Origin of the sequence: Flavobacterium plantiphilum (assembly GCF_046000495.1) — a bacterium.
Taxonomy (GTDB): Bacteria; Bacteroidota; Bacteroidia; order Flavobacteriales; family Flavobacteriaceae; genus Flavobacterium; species Flavobacterium plantiphilum.
The window spans coordinates 239,678-266,400 of record NZ_JBELQA010000004.1 but is presented as its reverse complement, the minus strand read 5'-3'; the positions used below and the strand labels follow the sequence as shown (position 1 = coordinate 266,400).

Genomic DNA, 26,723 nt, shown 5'->3' with positions numbered 1-26,723 from the left:
TTTATAAAAATATTTTTAAATCCTTTTACTATCTTTGCAAACATAAATTATATACCCACCATGTTAAACAAGAATATCAAACTTATTATCGCCGGACTTATCGTAATTACCAGCATTTGGCAGTTTACAGAAAACAATATCGGAAACGGAATCTTCTTATTATTACTTACTATAATTCCTGTTTTTCTATATTACAGAAACGAATTTATCTTATTGGCTTTTTTAAAATTAAGAAAACAGGACTTTGAAGGTGCTCAAAAATGGCTTTCTTATATTAAAAATCCGGAATCTGCATTGATAAAAAAACAACAAGGCTACTTTAATTACCTTCACGGAATCATGCTTTCACAAACCAACATCAATCAATCTGAAAAATATTTCAAGAAAGCAATCGAATTAGGATTATCTATGGATATGGATTTGGCTGTAGCCAAATTAAATCTGGCAGGAATCGCATTGTCACGCAGAAGAAAACTGGAAGCGACTAACCTGATTAGTGAAGTAAAAAAGTTAGACAAACAAAATATGCTGAAAGAACAAATCGCTATGATGAAAGAACAAATGAAAAGAATCTGATTTTTTCTAAAACAACAATCCCGAAATTTCGGGTCAAAATCCCAAATTCCAAGAGTTTGGGATTTTTTTTATTATTTACAACCTGGGATTTTTTCCTAAAATAATATCCGGCAAATGGGTATTAAACCAACGGTATTTTGTATAAATCACAACATGCGTTCCACCTTTGATTACAATACATTTTTTTATATTCTGAACAGGAAATATGCGGTCTTTATCTCCATGAATGTGAACAACGCGATTATCTGCCGCTAAACGATTCCAAAGAACTACTTTTTCCACCGCCCATTTCAAATAATAAATATCCCGCACGGATAAAAAAGTATCATACAATTGTATCCTGTGTTTTAATTTCTCTGTCAATATTGATTTTGCCAGCTTGTTCAACCCTAAAATCAGCCGCATTGGAATTAATTTATGTGCCAAAGTTGATTTAGCAAATTTGATTCGTTTAGGTAATTCTGATCTTGTTTTTACACTCGAAATAATAATTATTTTTCTAACTTCTATTAAATCCGCAATTTCCTGAACCAGAATCCCACCAAAGGAAACCCCAATTAAAACCGGATTTTTTTCGGTAATCTTCAACACTATCCTTTTAGCATAATCCACCAGAGATTCTTGTGGTTTTGGAATTTCCCATTCTAAATAATAGACATCAAACAGTGCTTCATCCAATTTGATTCGTTCAAAAATCAATGAATTAGCTGCCAGTCCGGGCATGAAATAGACAGGAATTTTACTCATAATCAAATTTACACTTTTACAACAGGAATAAAACTAATATAAGTCTTTTAAGGAATAACACCTAATTTTTGCAAATAACAAAAATCCTGTTTTAAAATCAGAAATCAAAAATGTAAAGTTAAAATTATTTGATTTTGATTATCAATTACTTAACTTTACAATCCCTCATTCAGTTAGAAATCATTGCACAGATAATTTGGCTATAAAAAAGAATAATCTTTATTCATTCTTATATTTTTTAGTCTTTTTCAATAAATAAAAAAAACATGGAAACAATTGCTACTATCGAAATTAAAGACAACTCTTTTGCAAGACAATTTGAAACCACAATCCCCGAAGGACTCGTAACAGTAGAATATTCTTTTCAGGAACGGAAAATATTTTTAACTAAAATTAATACTCCCGAAGAATTTAAAAATGAACAATTCATCGACAACCTGATAAAAACCATCCTGGAAAACGCTATTGAACAACGCTTAAAAGTCGTTCCTACCTATCCCAGAATCGTTCAGTTTTTCAAAAAAAACCCATCATACAAAGAATTACTTCCTCCTGGAATCCGAATTTAATCCTATTTACAATCCAAAAGAAAAAAGGCACAAGAATCAACTTGTGCCTTTACTTTTACTTTTAAAGCGAAATTTATTTTTCAATTTCTCTCATGCTTTCCATTTTCTTGTGCGCTAAGAAACCGGAAATATCTTCAAAATGCTCTACTACTCTTTTGTTTCCAAATTCAAAAACCTTAGTTGCCAGACCATCTAAAAAATCACGGTCGTGAGAAACTAAGATTAAAGTTCCGTCAAAATCACGTAATGCATCTTTAATAATATCCTTAGTTTTCATATCCAGGTGATTGGAAGGCTCATCCAAAATCAATAAATTCACAGGTTCTAACAACAATTTTATCATTGCCAAACGTGTTTTTTCTCCACCGGAAAGCACTTTTACTTTCTTAGTAATATCATCGCCCTGAAACATGAATGCTCCCAAAATATTCTTGATTTGCGTACGAATATCGCCAACAGCAATATTATCTATGGTTTCAAAAATAGTCGCATTTTCATCTAACAATGAAGCCTGATTTTGAGCAAAATACCCTATCTGAGCATTATGACCAATCTCAACACTTCCGCCATCAATACCAATTTCTTTCATGATAGCTTTAATCATTGTCGACTTACCCTCACCATTTTTACCTACGAAAGCCACTTTTTGACCTCTTTCAATAACAATATTAGCATCCTTAAAAACCACATGATCTCCATAAGCTTTAGCCAAATCCTTCACCACAACAGGATATTGTCCTGAACGTGCCGCAGGCGGAAACTTTAATCTTAAAGCCGAAGTATCCACTTCATCCACCTGAACAATTTCTAATTTTTCTAACATTCGAACACGGGATTGAACCGCATCTGTTTTAGAAAAAGTCCCTTTAAATCGCTCGATAAAAGCACGATTATCAGCAATCATTTTTTGTTGCTCGTCGTAAGCTTTTTGTTGGTGAATTCTACGATCTTTTCGCAATTCTAAATAATGCGAATATTTAGCTTTGTAATCGTATATTCTACCCATTGTTACCTCAATAGTACGATTAGTAATATTATCAACAAAAGCCCTATCATGAGAAATTACCACAACTGCCTTAGCCGAATTAATCAGGAAATCTTCTAACCATTGAATACTTTCAATATCCATGTGATTGGTAGGCTCATCCAGTAAAATCAAATCAGGTTTGCGCAATAAAATTTTAGCTAATTCGATTCGCATTCTCCATCCTCCTGAAAACTCTGATGTTTGTCTTGTAAAATCTTCACGAACAAAACCTAGTCCCATCAAGATTTTTTCCACTTCAGCCTCATAATTTACTTCTTCAATAGCGTAAAACTTTTCACTTAAATCAGAAACACGCTCGATTAACTTCATATAGTCATCACTCTCGTAATCTGTTCTAATCGTTAATTGCTCATTGATTTCGTCAATTTCCGATTTCATAGCAAAAATTTCAGAAAAAGCTTTAGAAGCTTCTTCCATCACTGTTGCTCCATCAGTAGTTAATAAATGCTGAGGCAAATAAGCCACAACAGCATCTTTAGGAGTTGAAACACTCCCTGTTGAAGGTTTAGAATTCCCTGCAATAATTTTTAAAAGTGTCGATTTTCCCGCACCATTCTTACCCATAAGGGCAATTTTATCATTTTCATTGATTGCAAAGGAAACATCACTAAAAAGTGTAGTTCCTCCAAACTGAACCGATATATCGTTAATTGTAATCATTATTTTTTATTTATTCGGTTAACCATTTAATTGATTAGCTCTTTTTTTGAAAGCTGCAAAGATAGCTTAATTAAGTAATTTGTTCCTATAAAATAAAAGCTTCTGATTGCAACCCAAAAATTGCAAAAAGAAGCTTGAAAATAGTATCAAAAAATTCGATTAATTCACTTTTGTCTTATTCAGAGTATTCCAGATATGCGCATTAGAAACTCCTATTTCCTCCGGAACAAAAACAGGATCCTTACCGGATTTCTTCTGTTTTTCATAATCCCCTAACGCTTTTAAAGCCGGTTTTTGCAAAAGAATAATTGCCACAATATTAAACCATGCCATTAATCCCACTCCTACATCACCAATTGCCCATGCTAATTTTGCCTGATTCAAAGCACCATACATAATAACAAACATCATAACCACCTTTAGAATATAATAAAACATAGCTGATTCCATCTTTCTGGTCAAATAAGAAATATTAGTTTCTGCGATATAATAATAAGCAATAATAGTTGTGAAAGCAAAGAAAAACAACGCTATTGCAACAAAATAAGACCCAAAACCGGGAAAAACAGTATCCATTGCGCTTTGTGTATAAGCCGGTCCTACCGCTACATTATGTAATCCCTGATATAAAAATTCCGTTGCTCCATTAGTACCAAAATCAGGATTTTGGACATTATACATTCCTGTAATCAAAATCATAAAACCGGTAGCTGAACATACAAATAACGTATCAATATACACCGAAAAAGACTGCACCAAACCCTGTTTAGCCGGATGCGAAACATTTGCAGCTGCAGCAATATGTGGTGCCGTTCCCTGTCCTGCTTCATTAGAATAAATTCCTCTTTTTACACCCCATTGAATCGCCAGACCAAAAACAGCTCCAAATCCGGCTTCTAAATCGAAAGCACTTTTAAAAATTAAACTAACAACCCTTCCCACCTGATCAAAATTAACCCCAATAATTATAAGAGCCAGCAAAATATAACCAATAGCCATAAAAGGCACTACAAACTCCGTAAACTTCGCTATTCTTTTTACCCCTCCAAAAACAATAGCTCCAAACAACACCACCATTCCCAAACCTGAAATCCATGTATCGAAGTTAAAAGCATTTTGAATTCCCTCTGCAACAGAATTAGCCTGAACTCCCGGTAAAAATACTCCTGCCGAAATTACTGAAACAATCGCAAATAATACTGCAAACCACTTCACCCCAAGACCTCTTTCAATATAAAAAGCAGGACCTCCGCGGAATTCCCCTAAATGTTTTTCCTTATAAATTTGCGCCAGAGTAGCCTCAACATAAGCAGTACTCGCCCCTAAAAAAGCAACCGTCCACATCCAAAACATAGCCCCCGGACCACCAAAAGCAATCGCTGTAGCCACACCGGCAATATTCCCCGTCCCCACTCTTCCCGCTAAAGACATGGCTAAAGCCTGAAATGAAGAAACACCGGAATCTGTACTTTCTCCATCAAATAACAAACGCCACATTTCTTTAATATAGCGTATTTGCAGAAAACGAGTTCGTATTGAAAAATAAAGTCCTGTACCCAAACACAAAATGATTAAGCCATTACTCCAAATCACATCGTTTAACATTCCTACAAATTCTTCCATATCTTTATTAAGTATTAATTTACCATCAAAAAAACAACAAAACATCCATTTATCAAACATTTTTATAATAAATAACAAAAAAACATCTTAAAACAAAAAAGCTTTGTTCTTTACAAACAAAGCTTTTTTAATAAATTCTATGATATAAAAAAGGATACAGATTATTCTTTTCTCCATTTTTTAGTTTCTTCAAAAACATGTTCTAAAATAGCGGCTTCTTTTTCATCAAATTCTATATTTCTTCTTCCCATAGCCAACTTCGCTGTTTCGAAAGCTTTTTTGGTCACATAAGTGGTAAATCCTGCTGCTCCGCCCCAGGAAAAACTTGGAACAAAATTTCGAGGAAATCCACTACCAAATATATTTGAACTCACTCCGATAACTGTCCCGGTATTAAACATCGTATTGATTCCGCATTTACTGTGATCTCCCATCATCAAACCACAAAACTGTAAACCCGTCTTTGCAAAACCTTCTGTTTCATAACTCCATAGCTTAACCTCATCATAATTATTTTTAAGATTTGAATTATTAGAATCCGCTCCAATATTACACCATTCTCCTAAAACTGAATTTCCCAAAAATCCGTCATGCCCCTTATTAGAATAATTGAACAGCACTGAATTATTAATTTCTCCTCCTATTTTCGAATAAGAACCTACCGTTGTTGCTCCATAAATTTTGGCACTCATTTTGACAACCGCACCTTCACAAAGCGCAAAAGGTCCCCGGATAACAGTACCTTCCATTATTAAAGTATGTTTACCAATGTAAATAGGACCTGTACCAGCATTTAGCGTAACAAATTCCAATTGAGCGCCTTCTTCAATAAAAATATTCTCCGGCGCAATAACATTTACGCTTTTAGGAATGGGCTGTGATTTTCTATCTTCTGTTAAAAATTCAAAATCCTCGCGAATAGCCGCATCATTTTTAGAAAAAATATCCCAGGTATTCATAACCGTCAAACAGTCTTCACTGTATTCGATAATTTCATAAGAATCAAAATCAACTTCCTCCTGACTATCATTAGTAAAAAAAGCAATTACTTCTTCTCCTTTAAACAAAGCCTGATTTGGTTCCAGATTCGAAACCATTTCAGCCAAAACTTCATTCGGAAGAAAAGAAGCATTAATCATTATATTCTCTTCTAATTCCACCATCGGATATTTATCAGACAAATATTCTTCTGTTAAAGTCGTAATTGTTGAGCCTAAATATTTCTCCCATTTTTGACGTATGGTTAAAATCCCAATAAGAATATCCGCTACGGGACGGGTAAAAGTAAATGGCAATAATGCATTACGAGCAGGTCCGTCAAAAAGTATATAATTCATAAAGCTGTCAATTTGTTAATTGTATTTTTTTTGTAAAATACGAGCCAAAGTTACAAAGTTTTCAAATAGATTAAAATAAAAAAGCCCTCCGAATGGAAGGCTTAAATTATATAAAAACAAATTAAAATTATTTAATATGTTTAGCGTATTTAGTTTTGAATTTATCAATACGTCCTGCTGTATCAATAAGTTTAGATTTACCTGTATAAAAAGGGTGAGAAGTTCTGGAAATCTCCATTTTTACAACTGGGTATTCAACACCATCAACTGTAATTGTCTCTTTAGTATCTGCAGTAGATTTAGTGATAAAAACGTCATCATTTGACATGTCTTTAAAAGCAACTAATCTGTAATTTTCCGGGTGTACACCTTTTTTCATCTTGAATCTTTTTTTATTTGTTTGGCTATAACTTAACTTTGAAGCTTTCCTTTTAACAGAAAAGGTATAAACTAATTATAACTTTTTATTTTATATTAATTTTGAGGATGCAAAAATACAATTATTTTTCAATAAACAAATGTTTATTTCTTTTTTTTATATAAATGGCTAAAAACAGTTTTTTCCACTTCAATATACAGGGAATTACTATATTTGTTGCTTAATTAAAAGCTTTTTAAAATGATTCATGAGACTATCAAAAAAAACGGAGTTACTTTTGGAATTATTACCGGATTAACTTCTGTTTTAATTACTGCTTTGATTTACTCTATTGATTTAAATTTATTTACATCAACCTGGGTTGGAGTTTCTAATTTGGCTATATATCTCATTATTGCCATCATATTATTAAGCAAAACAAAAAAAGAATTTCCGGGCACTTTTACTTTTAAAGATGCTTTTACCACCTACTTTATTTCAGCTCTGATTGGAATTGCAATATCGGTAGTTTTCAATATCATACTATTTAATTTTATTGATCCTGCCGCCAAAGACACCATTAAAGAGCTTACTATTAAATATATGATTTCTGCAATGGAAAAGTTTAATGCTCCTGCTGCAACTATAAATAAAGCCGTTACTGATTTAAAAGAAAACGATCAGTTTTCAATTGCCGGATTATTAAAAGGCTCCTTATCAAATATTGTTTTCTGCACCATTTTTGGTTTAATTATGGCTGCTTTCTTTAAAAGCAAATCCTCATCACAAGAATAAAAAATCGATGAATCTATCTATATTAATCCCTCTTCTTAACGAAGAAGAATCACTTAAAGAACTTTACACCTGGATTATTAAAGTAATGCAGGAACACCGTTATTCCTACGAAATCATATTTCTGGACGACGGAAGCTCTGACAAATCATGGTTTATCATTCAGGAATTTGCTGCCCAGAATCCGCATGTTAAAGGCATTCGATTCATGAAAAACTTCGGAAAATCTCAGGCTTTACACGCTGGTTTTGCTAAAGCTCAGGGCGATGTAATCATCACTATGGATGCTGACCTGCAAGACAGCCCCGAAGAAATTCCGGGATTATACCAAATGATTACCCAGGAAAATTTTGATTTGGTATCCGGATGGAAAAAGAAACGCTATGATTCTGTAGTTGCTAAAAATCTTCCTTCCAAATTATTTAACTGGGCTGCCCGAAAAACTTCAGGAGTTCATTTAAATGACTTTAATTGCGGGCTGAAAGCTTATCGAAATATTGTTGTAAAAAATATTGAAGTTTCCGGCGAAATGCATAGATACATTCCGGTTCTTGCAAAAAATGCCGGTTTTGGAAAAATTGGTGAAAAAGTAGTACAGCATCAGGCCAGAAAATACGGTGAAACAAAGTTTGGAATGGAACGTTTTATCAACGGATTCTTAGATTTAATCACCATTTGGTTTCTCTCAAGGTTCGGAAAAAGACCGATGCACCTCTTTGGAGCTATTGGTTCTTTGATGTTTATCATCGGATTTTTGTTAGCGGGATATATTGGATTTTCTAAATTGTATCATATGTATAACAACATGTCATACAGTTTAGTCACTAACAATCCATGGTTTTTTATTGCCCTAACCACGATGATTTTAGGAACACAATTATTTTTAGCCGGTTTTCTTGGCGAAATCATTTTACGCACGAAGAATAATGAAGAAAGATATAAAATTTCAAATGAAATTAATTTTTCTTAAACAATCTTCTGCTTAAAAAATAATAAAATCCTATATTTATTACATCTAAACCAGTGAGTTGTTTTAAAGAAATACAAGAAACTAAAACAACACAAAACATAAAACTACAACAGTAAAAAAAGCTACAAAAATGGAAATTAAACAAAACATTTTAGACGCCGTCAATGAGTGGAAAAGTCCAGTATTTGACCACGAAACTCAGGAAGCAATTAATAAATTACTAACCGACTCTCCTAAAGAGGCAGAAGAAAGCTTCTACAAAAACTTAGAATTTGGAACCGGCGGAATGCGGGGTGTTATGGGAGTTGGAAACAACCGTATTAATAAATACACTCTGGGAAAAAGCACACAGGGACTTTCTAATTACCTGCATACTGTTTTTCCTAATCAGCCCATCAAAGCCGTTATTGCTTTTGATTGCCGCCACAACAGTAAAACATTAGCTAAGGTAGTTGCTGATGTTTTTTCTGCAAATGGAATTCAGGTTTATCTGTTTTCTGATTTAAGACCTACACCGGAATTGTCTTTTGCCCTAAGACATTTAGGCTGTCAGTGCGGCATTGTTCTTACAGCTTCGCACAATCCACCGGAATACAATGGTTATAAAGTTTACTGGGAAGACGGTGGTCAGATTGTTCCTCCCGAAGACGCAGCAATTATTAATGCTATTGAAAAATTAAATTATAATGATATCAAATTTGATGCTAATGAGAATTTGATTGAATATATTGATAAAGAGGTTGATCAGGCTTTTATCCAATCCACTATTGAAAATGCCAGTTTTGATACTCCTGCTGAAGCAAAAGACAATCTGAATATTGTTTTCACTTCACTGCACGGAACTTCAATTACTGCAATCCCGGAAACTTTTGCGCAAGCAGGCTACAAAAACGTAAACATAGTAGAAGAACAGGCAGTACCTGACGGAGATTTTCCAACAGTGAAGTCACCAAATCCTGAGGAACCGGAAGCTTTAACTTTAGCCTTGGCTTTAGCCGATAAAACCAATGCAGATATCGTTATTGGTACTGATCCCGACTGTGACCGCTTAGGAATCGCTGTTAGAAACAACGAAGGAAAAATGACTTTGTTAAACGGAAACCAAACGATGATTTTAATGACTGCTTTTCTATTAGAAAAATGGAAAAAAGCAGGTAAAATCAACGGAAAACAGTTTGTAGGCTCCACCATTGTTTCTACTCCTATGATTATGGAATTAGCATCTGCTTACGGAGTAGGATTTAAAGTAGGATTAACAGGCTTTAAATGGATTGCTAAAATGATTAAAGATTTCCCTGAATTGGAATTCATCGGAGGTGGTGAAGAAAGTTTTGGATACATGGTAGGCGACGCTGTTCGTGATAAAGATGCGGTTGCAGCTACACTGTTAATTTGTGAAATCGCTGCTCAGGCTAAAGCCAACGGAAGCAGTGTCTACAAAGAATTATTGCAATTGTACACTCAACATGGATTCTATAAAGAATATCTGGTTTCATTAACTAAAAAAGGAATGGAAGGCTTACAGGAAATCAACCAGATGATGATTGACCTGAGAGAAAATCCATTAAAAGAAATTAACGGACAACGTGTAGTAATGGTAGAAGATTATCAATCCTCCGTTGCTAAAAATTTATTAGACGGAGAAGAATCCCCAATACATATGCCTAAATCTAATGTATTGATTTATTATACTGAAGACGGATCTAAAATCTGTGCCAGACCAAGTGGAACAGAACCGAAAATTAAATTTTACATAAGCGTAAACACTGAATTAGATACAGTTGAAAACTTCAACGAAACAGAATCTTATTTAGATCAAAAAATTGCTTCAATAATCTCAGAAATGCAATTAAAATAATGGATGTTAACATAAAAAAACTACTTCCTTTTGTTTCAAATTATAAAAAACACATTTATTTAAATGTGTTTTTTAATATATTTTATGCATTGTTTTCTACTTTGCTGATGGTATCTATGATTCCTACCCTCAATGTACTTTTTGGGATTGATGAAAAAATTTATACCGCCCCAGAATACGAAGGAATCGGAACTATCAAAAACTACACGGGAGACTTTCTGAATTACAAAATGACGACCCTTACCGATGTTTACGGTTTTAAAATCATGTTGTTATTTGTTATTTCAATTATCATTATAACCGCTTTTTTAAAAAACATTTCCAACTACTTTGCTTCCTATCATGTTACACGGTTAAGAACAGGTGTTCTTAGAGATTTAAGAAAAAAATTATACACCACAATCATAAACCTGCCTGTATCTTATTATTCTGAAAAGAAAAAAGGAGACGTTATGGCTCGTATGTTAGGAGATATAAATGATGTTCAGAATTCTTTTTTTCAGGTTTTGGAACTGGTTGTCAGAGAACCATTGACTATCATTTTCTCAATAGTAACTATGTTTATTATAAGTCCGAAACTATCTCTTTTTGTTTTAATTTTTATTCCGGTCGCTGGAATTATCATTTCAAGAATCGGAAAAAATCTGAAGGCTAAATCAATAAAAGCACAAAATGAAAATGGTATTTTTATTTCCATTTTAGACGAAACTTTAGGTGGATTAAAAGTGGTAAAAGGGTACAATGCTGAAGAATCTTTTATTGCTAAATTCAACAGTTCCATAAATCGGCTTTTACATCTTTCTAACAGCATTGGGAATAAAAACAACTTAGCTTCTCCTATGAGTGAGTTCCTGGGTATTGTTACTATTTCAGTGTTATTATGGTTTGGTGCCCAACTAGTTGTTGAAGATCAATCCATCACTTCGGCAACTTTTATTACTTATATCGCACTTGCTTACACCATTTTAACTCCTGCAAAAGCAGTTTCTAAAGCATCTTATCAGGTCAAATCCGGATTAGCGGCAGCAGAAAGAGTTTTCACGTTGATGGATCAGGAGAACACTATAATTGACAAAGCTGACGCTGTTGATAAAGAAACCTTTAATGATACTATCCGATTAGAAAACATCAATTTCAGATACAAAAAAGAAAATGTTCTGGATAACTTTACATTAGAGATTCCTAAAGGAAAAACCATTGCACTGGTAGGACAATCCGGTTCCGGAAAAAGTACTATTGCTAATTTACTAACCCGCTTTTACGATGTCAATGAAGGTAAAATAACGATGGATGGATTAGATATTAAAGACATCAAATTAAAATCACTTCGCGGTTTAATGGGATTGGTTACTCAGGATTCTATTCTTTTCAACGATACCATTAAAGCCAACATTGCTTTAGGAAAACCAGATGCAACTGACGAAGAAGTAATTGAAGCTTTAAAAATTGCCAATGCTTACGAATTTGTAAAAGAATTACCCGAAGGAATTCACTCCAATGTAGGCGATAGCGGAAACAAACTTTCAGGCGGACAAAAACAACGTTTGTCTATTGCACGTGCCGTATTAAAAAATCCGCCAATTATGATTCTGGATGAAGCTACTTCTGCTTTAGACACTGAAAGTGAAAAATTTGTACAAATGGCACTCGAAAACATGATGCAAAACCGAACTTCGATTGTTATTGCTCACCGTCTTTCTACAATTCAAAAAGCAAATAGTATTATTGTAATGCATAAAGGTAAAATTGTCGAACAGGGAACACATGAAGAATTAATAGCTTTAAATGGTACTTATAACAAACTGGTAATGATGCAGTCATTCGAATAAATAATTATAATTTAACATCATTCTATTTGAGGTTCTAAAACAAATAACAACTTTTACAGCACTAAAACATAAGTTTATAAAATGTATCACAACAACCTAAATATCAAACTTCCGGAAGATACAAATACTGTGGTTTGGAAATATTTAGATTTGTCAAAATTTTTAGATTTACTGATTTCTAAAAAGTTGTTTATGTCGCGATCAGACAAATTTGAAGATCAGTATGAAGGTACTTTTAGCGAGCCTACTTATGAAGAAATCAAGAAATTAGCCATTGACAATCCTGATTTTATAAACAACTATAAAATACACCGGGAAAAAGTAGCTATCAGCAGCTGGCACATCAATGAATACGAATCGTTTGCTATGTGGCAAATATTTACTCAAAACAGTGAAGGACTCGCTATTCAGTCTACTATCGGGCGATTACAAAAAGCGCTTAATCCTGAAAACAACTTTAAGCAGTATATAGGCGAAGTAAATTATATTGATTATAAAAAAGAATACATTCCATTTGACGACTTGTTTTTCCCTTTTTTGTTTAAAAGAAAAAGTTTTCAATACGAGCGCGAAGTACGAATTATAAGTGATGTTACCGACAGCAACACGACGCTAAATGACGGATTAAAAATAAATATTGACATCAGCCAATTAATTGAAAAAATCTACATTCATCCCAAATCAGAAAACTGGTATAAGAATCTTGTAATTCAATTAGTGAAAGAATTAGGTTTTGATTTTACAATTGAAAAATCAGATCTGGAAAGCGATATTCTTATATAGGATCATAACTTCTGACTTCCCAGTTTGCATCTAAAAGGTTAATGTAGTTGTAATGTACCACATCATTTTTATCAAACTGACCATTTTTATTAGTATCCTCAACAGTTCTGTAATACAAACGATTAGTTGATTCTATTAAACTCCAGTCAATTAATTCTTCAAAATTAGCTGAAATTTTTGTAAAATGTTCACCGCTGATATCACTCAGATACAATGCTTTGATATCACTGGTATCTAATTTACCATCTCTGTTGGTATCCAGATCATACATAGTATAAACCAGAATTTGCTTTTTAGTCTTATCAGCAATAGCTTTTAAATAAGTAGCAGTTAAAATCAAAGCAGGCTTATCGGTCAGAGTATGTATTGAGTCTGAATCTGTTTTCTGAAATTTTAAATTTTGTAAATAACCTGTTACTTCATCATCTCCTAAGTTAGAAATCGTAAAACTTAAATCTATTACACTCGAAGAACCATATCTGGCTTTAGTTCCTCGCTCATAAACTCTTAAATCCCCTACAGGATGAATTAAATACTGCGTGCCTTCCATCTGAATAGGCAAATCAGCAATCGAAATCTGACTTGAATCTACTTTAGCAACAGACTTATCATTAGTCGTATTATATATCACTTTTGGTTTTTCTACTTCTTTTTTACAACTTACTAAAAGCAAAACGGCAATATTCATTATGGCTATAGACACTGTTTTCATACGAATGTGATATTTAAATATTTTCAAATGTAATGATTTTTAAAAACGGTTTAGGTTTTTTAAACTTAATTTATGACTTAATTTAATGAAATAAAAACTTCCAAAAGCAACTATTTATTACAATTTAGCATTCAGTTTCACATTAAATATTCTTGTAGTCATATAATTAGGAACAGCATATTCATTTTTAGAATACACATCCCTTACCCATGTATTTGTAATCGCATTTTGATTATTAAACAAATTAAATATTTCTAAACCTATGGCCAGCTCTTTAAAACTCCCTAGCCAGCTCTTTTTTATTTTTTTCGAATTTGCATCAATTAACACCTTAGAAAAACCAATATCAACTCTGCGATAATCATTTAACCTGTTTTGATAATTGTATGCATCTGCATAAGAAGGAGATCCTCCGGGCAAACCGGTATTATAAACTAAATTTAAATACAATTTCATCCCCGGAATAGCAGGCATATAATCCTGAAACAGGACACCAAATTTCAATCGCTGATCGGTAGGTCTGGCAATATAACCTCTGTCAGCACTATTTTCTTCTGTTTTAAGATACCCAAAACTAAACCAGGATTCTGTTCCGGGAACAAATTCGCCATTCAATCTTAAATCTAATCCTTGCGCATAAGCTTTAGCGTCATTTGTCGCAGCATAACGGATTCTGACATTCTCTATCGTATAAGTATTAACATCAGTTAGCGCTTTATAATACAATTCAGAAACCAACTTAAACGGGCGTTGCCACATTTTAAAATTATATTCATTTCCTATAACTACCTGAACCGATTGTTGTGCTTTTACATTATCCTGAACCGCTCCGGAAGCATCTCTTAATTCCCTGTAAAAAGGAGGCTGATAATAATAACCACCCGAAATTCTAAAAGTCATATCTTTCTCCCAATCCGGTTTTACTGCTAACTGTGCTCTGGGACTAAAAACAGTTTGAGAATTTCCCGAAGAATTCGTTCCGGAAACACTCCAATTTTGCATTCTTATTCCGGCTGTATACCAAAGCTGAGCCTTTTCTAAATTCGATTTTGCATTCCACTGCAAATAAGCAGAAAACCTATTAATCGTATTATAATTAGTAGCAAAAACACTTTGATAAGGTGCCAGTGGTCCGGTGAAAGAAGTATCTGGCTGGTCTTCTCTGGAAAAGTCCAGAATGGGCGGATTAATTGAAAATCCTGCCGAATCGATTACTTCCCATTCTGCTATTCTATCCCTGATAGATTCCCGCGTATATTTAAGTCCAAATTCTAAATTATTGTCTTTCCAGTTATATAAACCCTTGATTTCAGTATTAATAATTAAAGCATCGAGATCGTTTCTTGCATGATTCAACTGAGTACCAATGCCATTTGTGTAAGAAACACCTTCATAAGTATCCCCTCCAATAGTAGTTTCATTATCTTCTAATCGATATTGTGCCAGAATATCAAAATATTCTTGTTCTAAAGTATGAAAAACAGAAGTAATGAACTTGAATTTTAATTTGTCAGAAAACTGATAAGTACTTTTTAAAGCACCAAAATAAGTATTGTATTTGTCTCTTTCCTGTCCTTCATAATACACTGTAAGCATCATCGGCTTATCAATAGTACCAAATCTGGTTCTCCGTAGCAAAGGCTGATAATCGTATTTATTTTGCGAAATATTCCCTAAAAAACTCCATTGCCATTTATCTGACGCTTTGTAATTTATATTTGTCTGAATATCAATAAAAGAGGGCGTGAAATTTGTTTCTGTTTCCTGACTATTAACTAAAAGACTGTTGTTTCTATAACGAAAACCGGTAACTGAACTCCATTTTTTATTCTTTGAAACGGCATCAACAGCGAGGCTTCCTCCAAGTAAACTTGCCTCTAAAGTGGCGGCAAATTGTGTTGGTTTTCTATACGTAATATCTAAAACTGAAGACAATTTATCACCATATCCAGCCTGAAATCCACCTGCGGAAAAAGTAATATTCTGTACCAGATCAGTATTGGTAAAACTCAACCCTTCCTGTTGTCCGGAACGAATTAAAAAAGGACGATAAATTTCAATTTCATTGACATACACTAAATTTTCATCATAGTTCCCTCCTCTTACCGAATATTGTGTACTCAGTTCATTATTAGAATTTACCCCTGCCAGTGTTTTCAACACATTTTCAACTCCGGGATTAGCTCCGGGAATTTTCTTTATTAAAGTTCCGGGAATAGTAACAATTCCATCTATCTGACTTTTTTTGTCTTTTGATACCACAATCTCCCCTATTTGCTCCTCAGTTTCTTTCATTATTAAGTTCAATTCATAATCTGAAGCACTTTTTAACAGCAGGGAAATGCTCGTTTTTTTATAGGTTACATGGCTAAATAATAAATTTATTTTTTTATTTACAGGAACTTTAATCACATAATTTCCTTTTACACCGGACTGGGTTGTATGCCCCGAAAACGAAATATTCACATTATTCACAGGTCGGTTTTCAGTATCAACTATTGTCCCTTTCACTTTTACCAGCTGTGCAAAAGAGGAAAAACTAATCCAAAACAGAATAAAAACACCACTTAATTTATTGCTATTCAAAGTATCGCAGTATTATTTTTGACTTCTAAAAAAATGAGCCTCAAAAGTTGTTGAATTTCCCACTTGATCCGTTACAATCACTTTTAAATCATTAGCGCCTTCTGCCACAAGTGTATCATCAAAATAATGGGTAATTTTTCTGGTTTTATAATCGTACTCAAATAAAATCCAAGTTCCGTTTAAATAACCATTATAAGATTTTATTCCCGAACCTGAATCACTTATAGAAAGCTGAATAGTTTTCTCATTACTTAACCAGCGACCTTCAATTGATCTGGCAATACTTATTACTGGTGGCGTAGTATCTATTCCTAAAGTGTATTTTCCTAAAGAACGTACTTTAGCACTATAAACATTTCCTTTTACGGTAGTTGAATTATACCCTAATCTGCCGTTTGAACTCAAATCAGCGATATATACTTTATTTTTCTGATCAGCTGAATACTGATCACTTTCTATAGCAATTTCAAAACTGGAGTGTACCGGAACCGAATCATCATGAAGAGTCAAAACGTTTCCGTTTACTGCAAAATCCATTGCAAAATTATCATAAAAAGTTCCTGCAGGAAAAGTAACTGTCATGTTGTTTTTAGAAAAAATATTATCTGTTTTAGCTTTTACAAAATAATTAGAATTATTTGCTTCCTGTTCCACTACAGGACTGGAAGAATCAAAACCAATCGGAATATTTATAATAGTAGTATTTCCAAAAAAATCAGCTACCTCAATGCGATACACTAAATTAATATTAGGAGATACTTTTACAATTCCATTATCCGCATCGGTTTTAATAATACTTAAATTAAAAGGAGTATTCATAAACAGTTTCTGAACTCTTTGATACGATTTTTTATAACGTGAATAATCAATTAAAGCATTAATATAGCGCATTTCATCAAACGAATAAGTATCAAATTGATACCCAAAAACCGCTTTTCCATTAAGATAAGATTGCACTTTGTATACTCCGTTTCTATTAGATGAATTATTATTATAATCATCAGCAGTGATTCCAAATCCAATTTTCCCATTAGATAACACTTTACTCGCTAAATAAGTTCCGTCTTTTTGCAAATTAACATTCAGCAGTAGTGGACGCTTGGATTTATTAACTGTTGCTCCGTCTAAAGGATAGACATAAAGCGCCGAAATTATAGGTTTTTTAGTGTCATTAATTTTTTTATCAAGACCAAAGAACATTGGATTAATAATTTTTTCTGTTTTGGTATCTCTAAATTCAAAATGCAAATGAGGACCTCCTGACGAACCGCTATTTCCGGAAAGAGCAATAAGTTGTCCTTTTTTAACCACTAGCTCATTAGCTTTCGGAAACATTTCCACCTCAAAGGACTGTTCCTTATATTGTGCTTTTTTTATATAATCCGCAATTGCACCGGTAGCAGTCTGTAAATGACAATAAACAGTGGTAAAACCATTAGGATGATTGATGTAAATAGCTTTCCCGTTACCAAATGGTGAAATTTTAATACGCGAAACATACCCATCCGCAGCAGCATGTACTTCTAAACCTTCTTTTTGCAAAGTTCTGAAATCAAAACCCGCATGAAAATGATTCGATCTTAATTCTCCAAAATTCCCTGATAATTGTATCGGAATGTCTAAAGGAGCCTGAAAATAATCTTTGGGATATGCATTCTGAGCTATCACTGCCCTAGAAATCAATAGAAAGAAGATAAATAATCTCATATATGTCGTTTTTGCTAAGATAAAAAAAGTAATTAGGAATACTTTACAAAAAAAGTTTTTTTGTAACCATTTACAATACAACATTTTGATTATTATTTAATAAAAAAAGCGATAAAATATTGTAATAATAAAAACTAATACTAAATTTGTAATATTAAGTAATGAACAGGATTAATTATGAGTGTAATTGCAGAAATAATTGATACTCTTGAAAATAAAGTTGAAAAACTTATTCTAAAATTAAAAAAATTAGAAAAAAATAATCAGGATTTAACTATCGAATTAAATAAAGCTGCTCAGGTCATACAATCGCAATCACAGGAAATTGAAGCCTTAAAAGCACAGTATGAAACACTTAAAATTGCCAATTCATTATTAGGCAGTGACGAAAACAAAAGAGATACGAAGCTTAAAATAAATTCATTAATTCGGGAAATTGATTACTGTATCGCACAGTTATCAGATTAGTATAAACAATGGACGAAAAGCTTAAAATTAAAATATCAATTGCAGACCGGGTTTATCCGCTAACAGTAGATCCCAGTCAGGAAGAAGGACTCAGAAGTGCTTCTAAAAAAATTGATACAATGATAAAGCAATTTGAAGAAAATTATGCTGTTCGCGATAAACAGGACGTTTTAGCTATGTGTGCTTTGCAATTTGCATCGCAGGTAGAGCAAAAACAGATTGACAATGCTATTAATGGAGACGAAACCATTGACAGAATTCAGAAAATTAATGCACTTTTAGACGAAAATCTCTAAAAAATACGTTCTTTAACAACTAAGATACTGCCTACATTAGTTCACAATTTGGTAAACTCAACACTAACAATTTAGAATGAGCGAATCATCGTTACTATAGCAAGCCAATTCAGTTTGGAAGCTTGAACAGCGAGTTAGCTCAAAACTTGTCTTTACGAGTTTATACAAACAACTAATGTAGGCTTTTTTTATATATAAATTTTTAAACAAACATGGACATATTAACGATTATTATTTCGGGAATTATAGGTATTGCAGTAGGTTTTACCATCGCTAAAATCATAGAAAAAAGCAACATTTCTAACCTTATCAAAAACGCTAAAAAAGAAGCTGCTTCTATCTTAAAAGACGCCAATCTCGAGGCTGAAAACATAAAGAAAGACAAAATTCTTCAGGCAAAAGAAAAATTTATCGAATTAAAATCGGAACACGAACAAGTAATTTTGGCTCGTGACAAAAAAGTAGCCGAAGTTGAAAAAAGAACCAGAGATAAAGAATCTCAAATTTCTAATGAATTATCGAAAGCTAAAAAAATAAACGACGATTTCGAGAAAAAAACTGCCGAATTTGAGGCAAAAATTGAAGTTTTAGACAAAAAACAAGCCGAAGTAGACAGACTACATAAAAGCCAGTTACAACAGCTTGAAGTCATTTCAGGACTTTCTGCCGAAGAAGCAAAAGAACAATTAGTAGAAGGCTTAAAAGCTGAAGCTAAAAGCAAAGCTATGTCTCATATTCAGGACACTATTGAAGAGGCTAAACTTACCGCACAGCAGGAAGCGAAGAAAATTATTATCAACACCATTCAACGTGTTGGAACAGAGGAAGCAGTTGAAAATTGCGTTTCTGTATTCAACATTGAATCGGATGATGTTAAAGGAAGAATCATCGGTCGTGAAGGAAGAAACATCAGAGCTCTTGAAGCCGCTACCGGGGTTGAAATCATTGTTGACGATACACCTGAAGCGATTATTCTTTCTTGTTTCGATCCTGTTCGCAGAGAAATTGCCCGTTTATCATTACATAAATTAGTAACTGACGGACGTATTCACCCGGCACGTATTGAAGAAGTAGTTGCTAAAACAGCCAAACAAATTGATGACGAAATCATCGAAGTAGGTAAACGTACGGTTATCGACTTAGGAATTCACGGCTTACACCCGGAGTTAATCAAAGTGGTTGGGCGTATGAAATACCGTTCTTCTTATGGTCAAAACTTATTACAACACTCTCGTGAAGTTTCAAAACTTTGTGGATTGATGGCTGCCGAATTAGGATTGAATGTCAAACTGGCTAAAAGAGCCGGTTTATTACACGATATTGGAAAAGTACCGGATACTGAAAGTGATCTACCTCACGCCTTATTAGGAATGCAATGGGCTGAAAAATATGGCGAAAAAGAAGAAGTTTGTAATGCCATTGGTGCGCACCACGACGAGATTGAAATGAAATCTTTATTATCTCCGATTATTCAGGTGTGTGATGCTATTTCAGGAGCAAGACCGGGAGCCAGAAGACAGGTTTTAGATTCTTACATCCAACGTTTAAAAGATTTGGAAGAAGTAGCTTATGGATTTAACGGTGTTAAAAATGCTTATGCTATCCAGGCAGGTAGAGAATTACGTGTGATTGTAGAAAGTGAAAAAGTTTCTGATGACAATGCCGCTACTCTGTCTTTTGAAATCTCTCAAAAAATCCAAACAGAAATGACATACCCAGGTCAGGTAAAAGTGACTGTAATCAGAGAAACCAGAGCTGTAAATATTGCTAAATAATTACTCAAAATTCTAAATATTAAAAATTCCAAATTCCAACTATGATGATGGGATTTGGTTTTTTTTTACAATCCATTTTAGAATTTACTTCGTTTTCCTTGGATGAAAATTATTGATTACTTCGGTTAAAAAGGTTCTGTCCAAGTGTAAATAGATTTCAGTTGTCGTTATAGATTCATGCCCAAGCATCAACTGAATAGAGCGTAAATCGGCACCATTTTCCAGCAAATGTGTAGCAAAAGAATGCCTGAAAGTATGCGGACTTATTTTCTTTTTCAGACCAATTTCAGACGCCAGATTTTTTATAATGGTAAAAACCATAGCACGGGTTAGCTGCCCTCCTCTTCGATTTAAAAATAACGTATCCGTAAACTCTTTTTTAACAGGAACCTCAGTCCTTACATTATCTTTATAAATGAGAATGTATTTTTGTGTCTGATTAGCAATGGGTACAAACCTATCTTTATTTCCCTTTCCGGTTACTTTGATAAAGCCTTCGTCAAAAAACAAATCGGAAATTTTAAGAGCAACTAATTCTGAGACCCGAAGTCCACAGCTATACAAAGTTTCTAACATTGCTTTGTTCCGCTCTCCTTCATTAGTACTTAAATCGATTGCCGCTATTAACTCATCAATTTCCTCAACCGCTAAGGTATCCGGTAACTTACGCATTGTTTTAGGCGACTCAATCAACTCCATTGGATTATCTTTTCTATAATCTTCAAAAATCAAATAACTAAAAAAGCTTTTTAAACCTGAGATAATCCGGGCCTGAGAACGCCCATTTACCTGACTGGAAATCGTATAAATGAACTGCTGAATTGTTTCTTCGTTGATTTTTAAAGGAGAAACTTCTATTTTATTATCTGAAAGAAACAAACACAATCGTTCCATATCAAAAGAATAGTTTGTAATTGTATTCTTTGACAAGCCCCTTTCTATTTTAAGATAAGATTGAAAACTTTTAATATAAAAATCCCAGTTCATATTACAAATAAACGATATTTATAAGCATAAAAAAAACCCCTTCTTTTCAGAAGAGGTTTTGATTATTTTTTTTTTACAATTTAAAGTTAACTCCTAAATTAACAGAAGAAAAAGTTCCTCCATCAACTGAAATTCCTTTATAGGCAACATATAATCCCGTATTACCCATTTGGTAACCAAATTTAGGCTGGTACAAAAATCCGCTATCAACTCCGTCAGGATTTACACCTATTCCATACCCTAAATCTACTCCTAAGAACCAGTTATTCGTTAAAGTAAATTGCGCAGTAGCTGCTACAGGGATAAAACCAACTGCATCCATACCATCTTTACCTAAATAAGAAGTATAACCAGTAGTTATACCAGCATCTAAACCTTCAGCTACACTCCAGGTATAAGCCAAATCTGCTCCTAGATTTACAGAACTACCATCTTTAATGTCTCCAGTAGGCAACCCTACATGAGCTCCTAATTTGAAAGCTCCACTTTGCGCATTTGCAAATCCAAAAGCAAATACAGCCGCTGCTGTTAAAATGATTTTTTTCATAGTTTACAATTGTTAAATTAGTAATTTATCAGATTAAAATTAACAAAACATCAAAAACCAAAACTAAATCCTACTAAAAACTTATCAACAATACTATTAACAACATTTTAACAGGAAAAACATAAGGCAAAAAAAAGACCATTCTTTCGAACGGTCTTTATAATAATATATTCTAAAAATTTGTTTAGAATTTGTATCCCACTGCTAAAGAAAAACCAGAAGTCTTTAGTTTAGAATCTTCTCCTAAGAAATCTTCCTTAGTAATACCTGTTAAACCAATATTATATCTAAAATCAACTACTACATTCTCAGTTAATTCATATCCTAATCCAAAATTCAAACCAAAATTAACCGTTTCCAAATCATCTTTAATATCTTCTGAATCTCCTTCAAATTTAGCTTTAGCACCAACTAAAAAACCAATTTGTGGCCCTACTTGCAAACTAATTTTTTCAGATGCAAAATATTTAGCCATTACCGGTACATTAATATACGACAAATTAAAATCTACATCTCCTTCCGCAGCCATAGTATTACTTTCATATGAAAACAAAACTTCAGGTTGAACCGCAAATTTATCAGCTACTTTAATTTCTGCAAATCCACCAGCTAAAAAACCAACATTTCCATTAAACTTAATTGTGATATCATCTCCTCCTTCAAAATTAGTTGCTCTTAAGCTTGAAAGATTACCACCAACTTTCAAACCAAATTTAGTTTCCTGAGCATTGGTGATTCCAAATGCGAATACTGCTAAAGCAGACAAAATAATTTTTTTCATTTTTAATATATGTTAAATTTTCCGTGCAAAACTAAATATTTTCTACAAAACAACATAATTTATTGTTAAAAATATAGTAAATTAAAAACATCAGCAATATACTGTTCCCTTAAATAATTTGTGCATCAATACCATACACCTATTTTATCGCTAAAAATATGGTGTTTTTATTACCTAAAAAAACACATCAATATTAATAATATTTTACTTTCTTTGTTTACAAATAAAAATTAAAAAATGAAACATTAATTAAGAATTATATAATATCTGAAGAGTTATAGAGTTATATATTGCACACTCAAATCGATTATAAATATTAAATGAACATTTTATGAAGAAATTAATCTTAGTCGCAATTATGTTTTTAAGCATGACGACGGTATTACAGGCACAGTCAATTCGTTTTGGTATTAAAGGTGGTGCTAATTTTGCAAATCAAAATGGAGATGCAAGTTTTGATGGCATAGAATATAATAAAGAAGGAATCACCAGTTACCACGCTGGTTTAGTGTCTGAAATTAAATTATTTGACAGCTTTGCTATTCAGCCAGAGCTTTTATATTCCACACAAGGTGCTAGTTATAAAGACGCAGTAAATGAATTTAAAAATGAATTAGGCTATCTTTCTATTCCGGTATTAGCTAAATTTTACCTAAGTGAAAGTTTGAGCTTAGAAGTAGGACCACAAGCTTCTTTCCTGTTAAGCGAAAGAAATGATTTTGACGTAGAAGATGCAAAAACTTTTGAATTTGCTGTTGCAGGTGGTTTAGGACTTAATATCACAAAAAATTTATTTATTCAGGCACGATACGGTCTTGGTTTAACCGAAGTTTCCAAGGAAGCTGATATTAAAAATTCAACATTCCAATTATCTGCCGGAATTATGTTCTAAAAAAAATTAGAAAACACAATAAAAACCGTCTCGTTATTTTTTTAACGAAACGGTTTTTTTATTTTTACAAAAAGATAAAAATGAAAATTAGCATTATAAACGGACCTAATCTCAACTTGTTAGGAAAACGCGAACCAGAAATCTACGGAAGTTTAACTTTTGAAGAGTATTTTGAAGACATAAAAATGAAATTCCCTTCAGTTGAATTTACGTATTACCAAAGTAATATTGAAGGAGAACTCATTGACAAAATACAGGAATTTGGTTTTTCATATGATGGAATTATTTTGAATGCAGGAGCCTATACCCATACTTCTGTGGGCATTGGTGACGCTGTTAAAGGTATTACCACTCCGGTTGTTGAAGTACATATTTCAAACACATTTTCAAGAGAAAGCTTTAGACATCAGTCTTATATTTCCGGAAATGCAAAAGGTGTTGTATTAGGTTTTGGCTTAAAAAGCTATGATTTAGCGATACAATCTTTTCTTTAACAAGGAAAAATTATAAAAAAACGAGCCGATTAAAAGATAATCGGCTCGTTTTTTTATATAATAAATTCATTCATCATCAGGCTCTATATGAATTAACACATGGCCTAATTCAGGAATTTCCTTTCGTAATGTATCTTTTAGTTTATGGGCTAACTGATGTCCCTGTTTAACCGTAATTTCCGCATTTACAACAGCATGTAGATCCACATGATATTTCATGCCGGATTTGCGTATAAAACACTTTTCAGTATCTGTTATTCCTTCTACCCTGACGGCTACAGCTCTAATATGCCGGATTAAATCATCATAAAGATGTTCGTCCATAATTTCGCTCAAAGCAGGTCTGAATATTAAATAGCTGTTATAAAGGATAAAGCAGGAAGCAAAAAGAGCCGCCCAGTCGTCAGCCGATTCATAACCTTTACCAAGAACCAAAGCAATTGTAATTCCTATGAAAGCTGCAACTGAAGTTATTGCATCACTCCTGTGGTGCCACGCATCGGCTTTTAAAGAAGAACTATTGGTTTCTATACTCCGTTTCATTACCAGTTGAAAAGAATACTCTTTCCAGATGATTATTGCTCCCAGTACAATAAGTGTCCATGATTTAGGCAGATCATGAGGGGTCTGTATATTCTTAATACTTTCATAAGCTATAACTGTTGCAGAAGTAATTAAAAAACCAACTACCAGAAAAGTAATTAAAGGTTCGGCTCTACCGTGCCCGTAAGGGTGGTTATCATCAGCAGGCCTATTGGAATATTTGATACCAAATAAAACTAAAAGAGAAGCAAAAATATCGGTTGTAGATTCAATTGCGTCAGCAATCAAGGCATAAGAATTGCCAAAAAAACCTGCTAAACCTTTAATAATGGCTAAGCAGGTATTTCCTATAATGCTAAAGTAAGTGGCTTTTATGGCTTGCTGTGCTTTACTCATTTAGTGGTATTTATTCAACCCGAACAATTTTAGCTCCAATAGCTCTTAATCGCTCATCTATACGCTCATAACCGCGGTCAATTTGCTCGATATTCTGTATTGTACTTGTTCCTTTTGCAGAAAGCGCAGCAATAAGTAAAGAGATTCCTGCACGAATATCTGGAGAAGACATCGTTGTTGCTTTAAGAGTTGATTTAAAATCATGTCCTATTACCACCGCTCTGTGCGGATCACATAACATGATTTTTGCTCCCATATCGATTAGTTTGTCTACGAAAAACAGACGGCTTTCAAACATTTTCTGATGAATCAGCACATCTCCTTTTGCCTGAGTAGCCACCACTAAAACAATGCTTAATAAATCCGGTGTAAATCCTGGCCACGGTGCATCGGCAATAGTCAAAATAGAACCATCAATATCGGTTTTTACTTCATATCCGTTTTCGTGTGTAGGGATATAAATATCATCGCCACGACGTTCTAAAGTGATTCCTAATTTTCTGAAAGTATTTGGAATCAGCCCTAAATTATCCCAGCTTACATTTTTTATAGTAAGTTCACTTCTGGTCATTGCAGCAAGACCAATCCAGGAACCTATTTCAATCATATCCGGAAGAATGCGATGCTCACAACCACCTAAACGTTCTACTCCTTCAATAGTTAATAAATTAGAACCTACACCTGTAATCTTAGCTCCCATAGAATTTAACATTTTGCAAAGCTGTTGCAAATAAGGTTCGCAGGCAGCATTGTAAACTGTAGTCGTTCCTTTTGCTAAAACGGCAGCCATAACAATATTAGCCGTTCCGGTTACTGAAGCTTCATCAAGCAACATATCAGTTCCTTGTAAACCGCCTTCCGGGGATTCTACTCCATAAAAATGGTCTTCTCTGTTATAACGAAATTTCGCCCCCAGATTTATAAAACCCTCAAAATGTGTATCTAATCTTCTTCTGCCTATCTTGTCGCCACCTGGTTTTGGAATATATCCTTTTCCAAAACGGGCCAAAAGTGGACCAACAATCATAATAGAACCTCTTAAAGCACCACCTTCTTTTTTGAAAGCTTCAGTTTCAAGATATCCTGTATTTACTTCATCTGATTGAAAAGTATAAGAACCGTGTGCTAATTTTTCAATTTTAACACCCAGATTTCCTAAAAGTGTAATCAGTTTATTGATATCTATAATATCGGGAATATTGTTAATTGTAACTTTTTCAGTAGTTAAAAGTACAGCACATAAAATCTGTAAAGCTTCATTTTTAGCTCCTTGCGGAGTAATTTCTCCTTTTAAACGGATTCCTCCTTCAATTTTAAAAATTCCCATATTATTATTTTAAGATTCTAAGTCACTGAAATTCTAAAGTTTTAAGCTTTTTGATTTTAAAA

At 33.4% G+C, this 26,723-nt stretch carries 25 protein-coding genes; 12 read left to right on the top strand and 13 right to left on the bottom strand.

The genetic code is table 11. The features are described from left to right. The first annotated feature begins 60 nt into the window (after positions 1 to 60). Positions 61 to 576, top strand: coding sequence for a DUF2892 domain-containing protein (locus tag ABS764_RS08800; protein ID WP_408081418.1), 516 nt, complete (start codon positions 61 to 63; stop codon positions 574 to 576). Between the two features lie 75 nt (positions 577 to 651). Here ABS764_RS08800 and ABS764_RS08795 read toward each other — a convergent pair whose 3' ends face one another. Then, a complete protein-coding gene (locus ABS764_RS08795) occupies positions 652 to 1,323 on the bottom strand; it encodes a YqiA/YcfP family alpha/beta fold hydrolase (RefSeq protein WP_408081417.1) in 672 nt (223 codons plus the stop codon). Positions 1,324 to 1,589: 266 nt separating this feature from the next. Between ABS764_RS08795 and ABS764_RS08790 the strand changes: the two genes are divergently transcribed. Further along, the gene (locus tag ABS764_RS08790) at positions 1,590 to 1,892 is read left to right on the top strand and encodes a GNAT family N-acetyltransferase (RefSeq protein ID WP_408081416.1); all 303 of its coding nucleotides are present in this window, start codon (positions 1,590 to 1,592) and stop codon (positions 1,890 to 1,892) included. Positions 1,893 to 1,965: 73 nt separating this feature from the next. Here ABS764_RS08790 and ABS764_RS08785 read toward each other — a convergent pair whose 3' ends face one another. The 4 genes from ABS764_RS08785 to ABS764_RS08770 all read right to left on the bottom strand — a co-directional run bounded on the left by ABS764_RS08785 (position 1,966) and on the right by ABS764_RS08770 (position 6,939). Beyond that, complete coding sequence (locus tag ABS764_RS08785) at positions 1,966 to 3,600, bottom strand: ABC-F family ATP-binding cassette domain-containing protein (RefSeq protein WP_408081415.1); 1,635 nt, start codon at positions 3,598 to 3,600, stop codon at positions 1,966 to 1,968. A 159-nt stretch (positions 3,601 to 3,759) separates the two neighbouring features. Then, positions 3,760 to 5,223 carry an alanine/glycine:cation symporter family protein gene (locus ABS764_RS08780; protein ID WP_408081414.1) on the bottom strand — a complete coding sequence of 488 codons (1,464 nt, stop codon included), beginning with the start codon at positions 5,221 to 5,223 and terminating at the stop codon, positions 3,760 to 3,762. A gap of 161 nt (positions 5,224 to 5,384) precedes the next feature. Further along, the gene (locus ABS764_RS08775) at positions 5,385 to 6,560 is read right to left on the bottom strand and encodes a GlmU family protein (RefSeq protein WP_408081413.1); all 1,176 of its coding nucleotides are present in this window, start codon (positions 6,558 to 6,560) and stop codon (positions 5,385 to 5,387) included. Between the two features lie 127 nt (positions 6,561 to 6,687). Continuing rightward, the gene (locus ABS764_RS08770; RefSeq protein ID WP_035662670.1) at positions 6,688 to 6,939 is read right to left on the bottom strand and encodes a type B 50S ribosomal protein L31; all 252 of its coding nucleotides are present in this window, start codon (positions 6,937 to 6,939) and stop codon (positions 6,688 to 6,690) included. Between the two features lie 240 nt (positions 6,940 to 7,179). Between ABS764_RS08770 and ABS764_RS08765 the strand changes: the two genes are divergently transcribed. The 5 genes from ABS764_RS08765 to ABS764_RS08745 all read left to right on the top strand — a co-directional run bounded on the left by ABS764_RS08765 (position 7,180) and on the right by ABS764_RS08745 (position 13,150). Then, complete coding sequence (locus tag ABS764_RS08765; RefSeq protein WP_408081412.1) at positions 7,180 to 7,713, top strand: DUF4199 domain-containing protein; 534 nt, start codon at positions 7,180 to 7,182, stop codon at positions 7,711 to 7,713. A 7-nt stretch (positions 7,714 to 7,720) separates the two neighbouring features. After that, positions 7,721 to 8,680, top strand: coding sequence for a glycosyltransferase family 2 protein (locus ABS764_RS08760; RefSeq protein ID WP_408081411.1), 960 nt, complete (start codon positions 7,721 to 7,723; stop codon positions 8,678 to 8,680). Between the two features lie 130 nt (positions 8,681 to 8,810). Then, positions 8,811 to 10,538, top strand: a complete 1,728-nt coding sequence (locus tag ABS764_RS08755; RefSeq protein WP_408081410.1) for a phospho-sugar mutase — start codon at positions 8,811 to 8,813, stop codon at positions 10,536 to 10,538. Further along, entirely contained in the window at positions 10,538 to 12,367 is a 1,830-nt protein-coding gene (locus ABS764_RS08750) for an ABC transporter ATP-binding protein (RefSeq protein ID WP_408081409.1), read from the top strand. The genes ABS764_RS08755 and ABS764_RS08750 overlap by 1 nt, the downstream gene beginning before the upstream one ends. 81 nt (positions 12,368 to 12,448) lie before the next feature. Further along, on the top strand, positions 12,449 to 13,150 hold the full coding sequence (locus tag ABS764_RS08745) for a DUF2971 domain-containing protein (RefSeq protein WP_408081408.1): 702 nt from the start codon (positions 12,449 to 12,451) through the stop codon (positions 13,148 to 13,150). Here ABS764_RS08745 and ABS764_RS08740 read toward each other — a convergent pair. The 3 genes from ABS764_RS08740 to ABS764_RS08730 all read right to left on the bottom strand — a co-directional run bounded on the left by ABS764_RS08740 (position 13,143) and on the right by ABS764_RS08730 (position 18,155). After that, positions 13,143 to 13,862: a hypothetical protein gene (locus ABS764_RS08740; RefSeq protein WP_408081407.1), complete on the bottom strand. Its 720-nt coding sequence runs from the start codon at positions 13,860 to 13,862 to the stop codon at positions 13,143 to 13,145. The genes ABS764_RS08745 and ABS764_RS08740 overlap by 8 nt on opposite strands. Positions 13,863 to 13,979: 117 nt before the next feature. Next, positions 13,980 to 16,448, bottom strand: a complete 2,469-nt coding sequence (locus ABS764_RS08735) for a TonB-dependent receptor (protein ID WP_408081406.1) — start codon at positions 16,446 to 16,448, stop codon at positions 13,980 to 13,982. Positions 16,449 to 16,460: 12 nt separating this feature from the next. Beyond that, positions 16,461 to 18,155, bottom strand: a complete 1,695-nt coding sequence (locus ABS764_RS08730; RefSeq protein WP_408081405.1) for a M23 family metallopeptidase — start codon at positions 18,153 to 18,155, stop codon at positions 16,461 to 16,463. A gap of 177 nt (positions 18,156 to 18,332) precedes the next feature. Between ABS764_RS08730 and ABS764_RS08725 the strand changes: the two genes are divergently transcribed. The 3 genes from ABS764_RS08725 to rny all read left to right on the top strand — a co-directional run bounded on the left by ABS764_RS08725 (position 18,333) and on the right by rny (position 20,694). Further along, positions 18,333 to 18,623, top strand: coding sequence for a hypothetical protein (locus ABS764_RS08725; protein WP_408081404.1), 291 nt, complete (start codon positions 18,333 to 18,335; stop codon positions 18,621 to 18,623). An 8-nt stretch (positions 18,624 to 18,631) separates the two neighbouring features. Further along, a complete protein-coding gene (locus tag ABS764_RS08720) occupies positions 18,632 to 18,919 on the top strand; it encodes a cell division protein ZapA (protein ID WP_035660797.1) in 288 nt (95 codons plus the stop codon). Positions 18,920 to 19,131: 212 nt separating this feature from the next. After that, the gene (rny, locus tag ABS764_RS08710) at positions 19,132 to 20,694 is read left to right on the top strand and encodes a ribonuclease Y (RefSeq protein ID WP_408081403.1); all 1,563 of its coding nucleotides are present in this window, start codon (positions 19,132 to 19,134) and stop codon (positions 20,692 to 20,694) included. 84 nt (positions 20,695 to 20,778) lie between these two features. Here the strand turns inward: rny and xerD are convergent, their stop codons facing one another. The 3 genes from xerD to ABS764_RS08695 form a co-directional block, all read right to left on the bottom strand. After that, positions 20,779 to 21,681 (bottom strand): site-specific tyrosine recombinase XerD, encoded by a 903-nt coding sequence (xerD, locus tag ABS764_RS08705; protein ID WP_408081402.1) that lies wholly within the window; start codon positions 21,679 to 21,681, stop codon positions 20,779 to 20,781. 73 nt (positions 21,682 to 21,754) lie between these two features. Next, entirely contained in the window at positions 21,755 to 22,228 is a 474-nt protein-coding gene (locus ABS764_RS08700) for a hypothetical protein (RefSeq protein WP_408081401.1), read from the bottom strand. 184 nt (positions 22,229 to 22,412) lie between these two features. Continuing rightward, positions 22,413 to 23,009 (bottom strand): porin family protein, encoded by a 597-nt coding sequence (locus tag ABS764_RS08695; protein ID WP_408081400.1) that lies wholly within the window; start codon positions 23,007 to 23,009, stop codon positions 22,413 to 22,415. 331 nt (positions 23,010 to 23,340) lie between these two features. Here ABS764_RS08695 and ABS764_RS08690 point away from each other — a divergent pair, with 331 nt between their 5' ends. After that, on the top strand, positions 23,341 to 23,901 hold the full coding sequence (locus ABS764_RS08690) for a porin family protein (RefSeq protein ID WP_408081399.1): 561 nt from the start codon (positions 23,341 to 23,343) through the stop codon (positions 23,899 to 23,901). 80 nt (positions 23,902 to 23,981) lie between these two features. Then, positions 23,982 to 24,395, top strand: coding sequence for a type II 3-dehydroquinate dehydratase (locus ABS764_RS08685; protein ID WP_408081398.1), 414 nt, complete (start codon positions 23,982 to 23,984; stop codon positions 24,393 to 24,395). A gap of 66 nt (positions 24,396 to 24,461) precedes the next feature. On the opposite strand, the gene ABS764_RS08680 is transcribed toward ABS764_RS08685, so the two are convergent. Both ABS764_RS08680 and murA read right to left on the bottom strand, forming a co-directional pair. Beyond that, positions 24,462 to 25,334, bottom strand: a complete 873-nt coding sequence (locus tag ABS764_RS08680; protein WP_408081397.1) for a cation diffusion facilitator family transporter — start codon at positions 25,332 to 25,334, stop codon at positions 24,462 to 24,464. A 10-nt stretch (positions 25,335 to 25,344) separates the two neighbouring features. Then, positions 25,345 to 26,661, bottom strand: coding sequence for a UDP-N-acetylglucosamine 1-carboxyvinyltransferase (murA, locus tag ABS764_RS08675; protein ID WP_408081396.1), 1,317 nt, complete (start codon positions 26,659 to 26,661; stop codon positions 25,345 to 25,347). Positions 26,662 to 26,723: the final 62 nt, after the last annotated feature.

What these genes read in the sequence shown, in the direction of transcription:
- ABS764_RS08800 (WP_408081418.1), top strand. Translation starts at nt 61, where the DNA reads ATGTTAAACAAGAATATCAAACTTATTATCGCCGGACTTATCGTAATT.
- ABS764_RS08795 (WP_408081417.1), bottom strand. Translation starts at nt 1,323, where the DNA reads ATGAGTAAAATTCCTGTCTATTTCATGCCCGGACTGGCAGCTAATTCA.
- ABS764_RS08790 (WP_408081416.1), top strand. Translation starts at nt 1,590, where the DNA reads ATGGAAACAATTGCTACTATCGAAATTAAAGACAACTCTTTTGCAAGA.
- ABS764_RS08785 (WP_408081415.1), bottom strand. Translation starts at nt 3,600, where the DNA reads ATGATTACAATTAACGATATATCGGTTCAGTTTGGAGGAACTACACTT.
- ABS764_RS08780 (WP_408081414.1), bottom strand. Translation starts at nt 5,223, where the DNA reads ATGGAAGAATTTGTAGGAATGTTAAACGATGTGATTTGGAGTAATGGC.
- ABS764_RS08775 (WP_408081413.1), bottom strand. Translation starts at nt 6,560, where the DNA reads ATGAATTATATACTTTTTGACGGACCTGCTCGTAATGCATTATTGCCA.
- ABS764_RS08770 (WP_035662670.1), bottom strand. Translation starts at nt 6,939, where the DNA reads ATGAAAAAAGGTGTACACCCGGAAAATTACAGATTAGTTGCTTTTAAA.
- ABS764_RS08765 (WP_408081412.1), top strand. Translation starts at nt 7,180, where the DNA reads ATGATTCATGAGACTATCAAAAAAAACGGAGTTACTTTTGGAATTATT.
- ABS764_RS08760 (WP_408081411.1), top strand. Translation starts at nt 7,721, where the DNA reads ATGAATCTATCTATATTAATCCCTCTTCTTAACGAAGAAGAATCACTT.
- ABS764_RS08755 (WP_408081410.1), top strand. Translation starts at nt 8,811, where the DNA reads ATGGAAATTAAACAAAACATTTTAGACGCCGTCAATGAGTGGAAAAGT.
- ABS764_RS08750 (WP_408081409.1), top strand. Translation starts at nt 10,538, where the DNA reads ATGGATGTTAACATAAAAAAACTACTTCCTTTTGTTTCAAATTATAAA.
- ABS764_RS08745 (WP_408081408.1), top strand. Translation starts at nt 12,449, where the DNA reads ATGTATCACAACAACCTAAATATCAAACTTCCGGAAGATACAAATACT.
- ABS764_RS08740 (WP_408081407.1), bottom strand. Translation starts at nt 13,862, where the DNA reads ATGAAAACAGTGTCTATAGCCATAATGAATATTGCCGTTTTGCTTTTA.
- ABS764_RS08730 (WP_408081405.1), bottom strand. Translation starts at nt 18,155, where the DNA reads ATGAGATTATTTATCTTCTTTCTATTGATTTCTAGGGCAGTGATAGCT.
- ABS764_RS08725 (WP_408081404.1), top strand. Translation starts at nt 18,333, where the DNA reads ATGAGTGTAATTGCAGAAATAATTGATACTCTTGAAAATAAAGTTGAA.
- ABS764_RS08720 (WP_035660797.1), top strand. Translation starts at nt 18,632, where the DNA reads ATGGACGAAAAGCTTAAAATTAAAATATCAATTGCAGACCGGGTTTAT.
- rny (WP_408081403.1), top strand. Translation starts at nt 19,132, where the DNA reads ATGGACATATTAACGATTATTATTTCGGGAATTATAGGTATTGCAGTA.
- xerD (WP_408081402.1), bottom strand. Translation starts at nt 21,681, where the DNA reads ATGAACTGGGATTTTTATATTAAAAGTTTTCAATCTTATCTTAAAATA.
- ABS764_RS08700 (WP_408081401.1), bottom strand. Translation starts at nt 22,228, where the DNA reads ATGAAAAAAATCATTTTAACAGCAGCGGCTGTATTTGCTTTTGGATTT.
- ABS764_RS08695 (WP_408081400.1), bottom strand. Translation starts at nt 23,009, where the DNA reads ATGAAAAAAATTATTTTGTCTGCTTTAGCAGTATTCGCATTTGGAATC.
- ABS764_RS08690 (WP_408081399.1), top strand. Translation starts at nt 23,341, where the DNA reads ATGAAGAAATTAATCTTAGTCGCAATTATGTTTTTAAGCATGACGACG.
- ABS764_RS08685 (WP_408081398.1), top strand. Translation starts at nt 23,982, where the DNA reads ATGAAAATTAGCATTATAAACGGACCTAATCTCAACTTGTTAGGAAAA.
- ABS764_RS08680 (WP_408081397.1), bottom strand. Translation starts at nt 25,334, where the DNA reads ATGAGTAAAGCACAGCAAGCCATAAAAGCCACTTACTTTAGCATTATA.
- murA (WP_408081396.1), bottom strand. Translation starts at nt 26,661, where the DNA reads ATGGGAATTTTTAAAATTGAAGGAGGAATCCGTTTAAAAGGAGAAATT.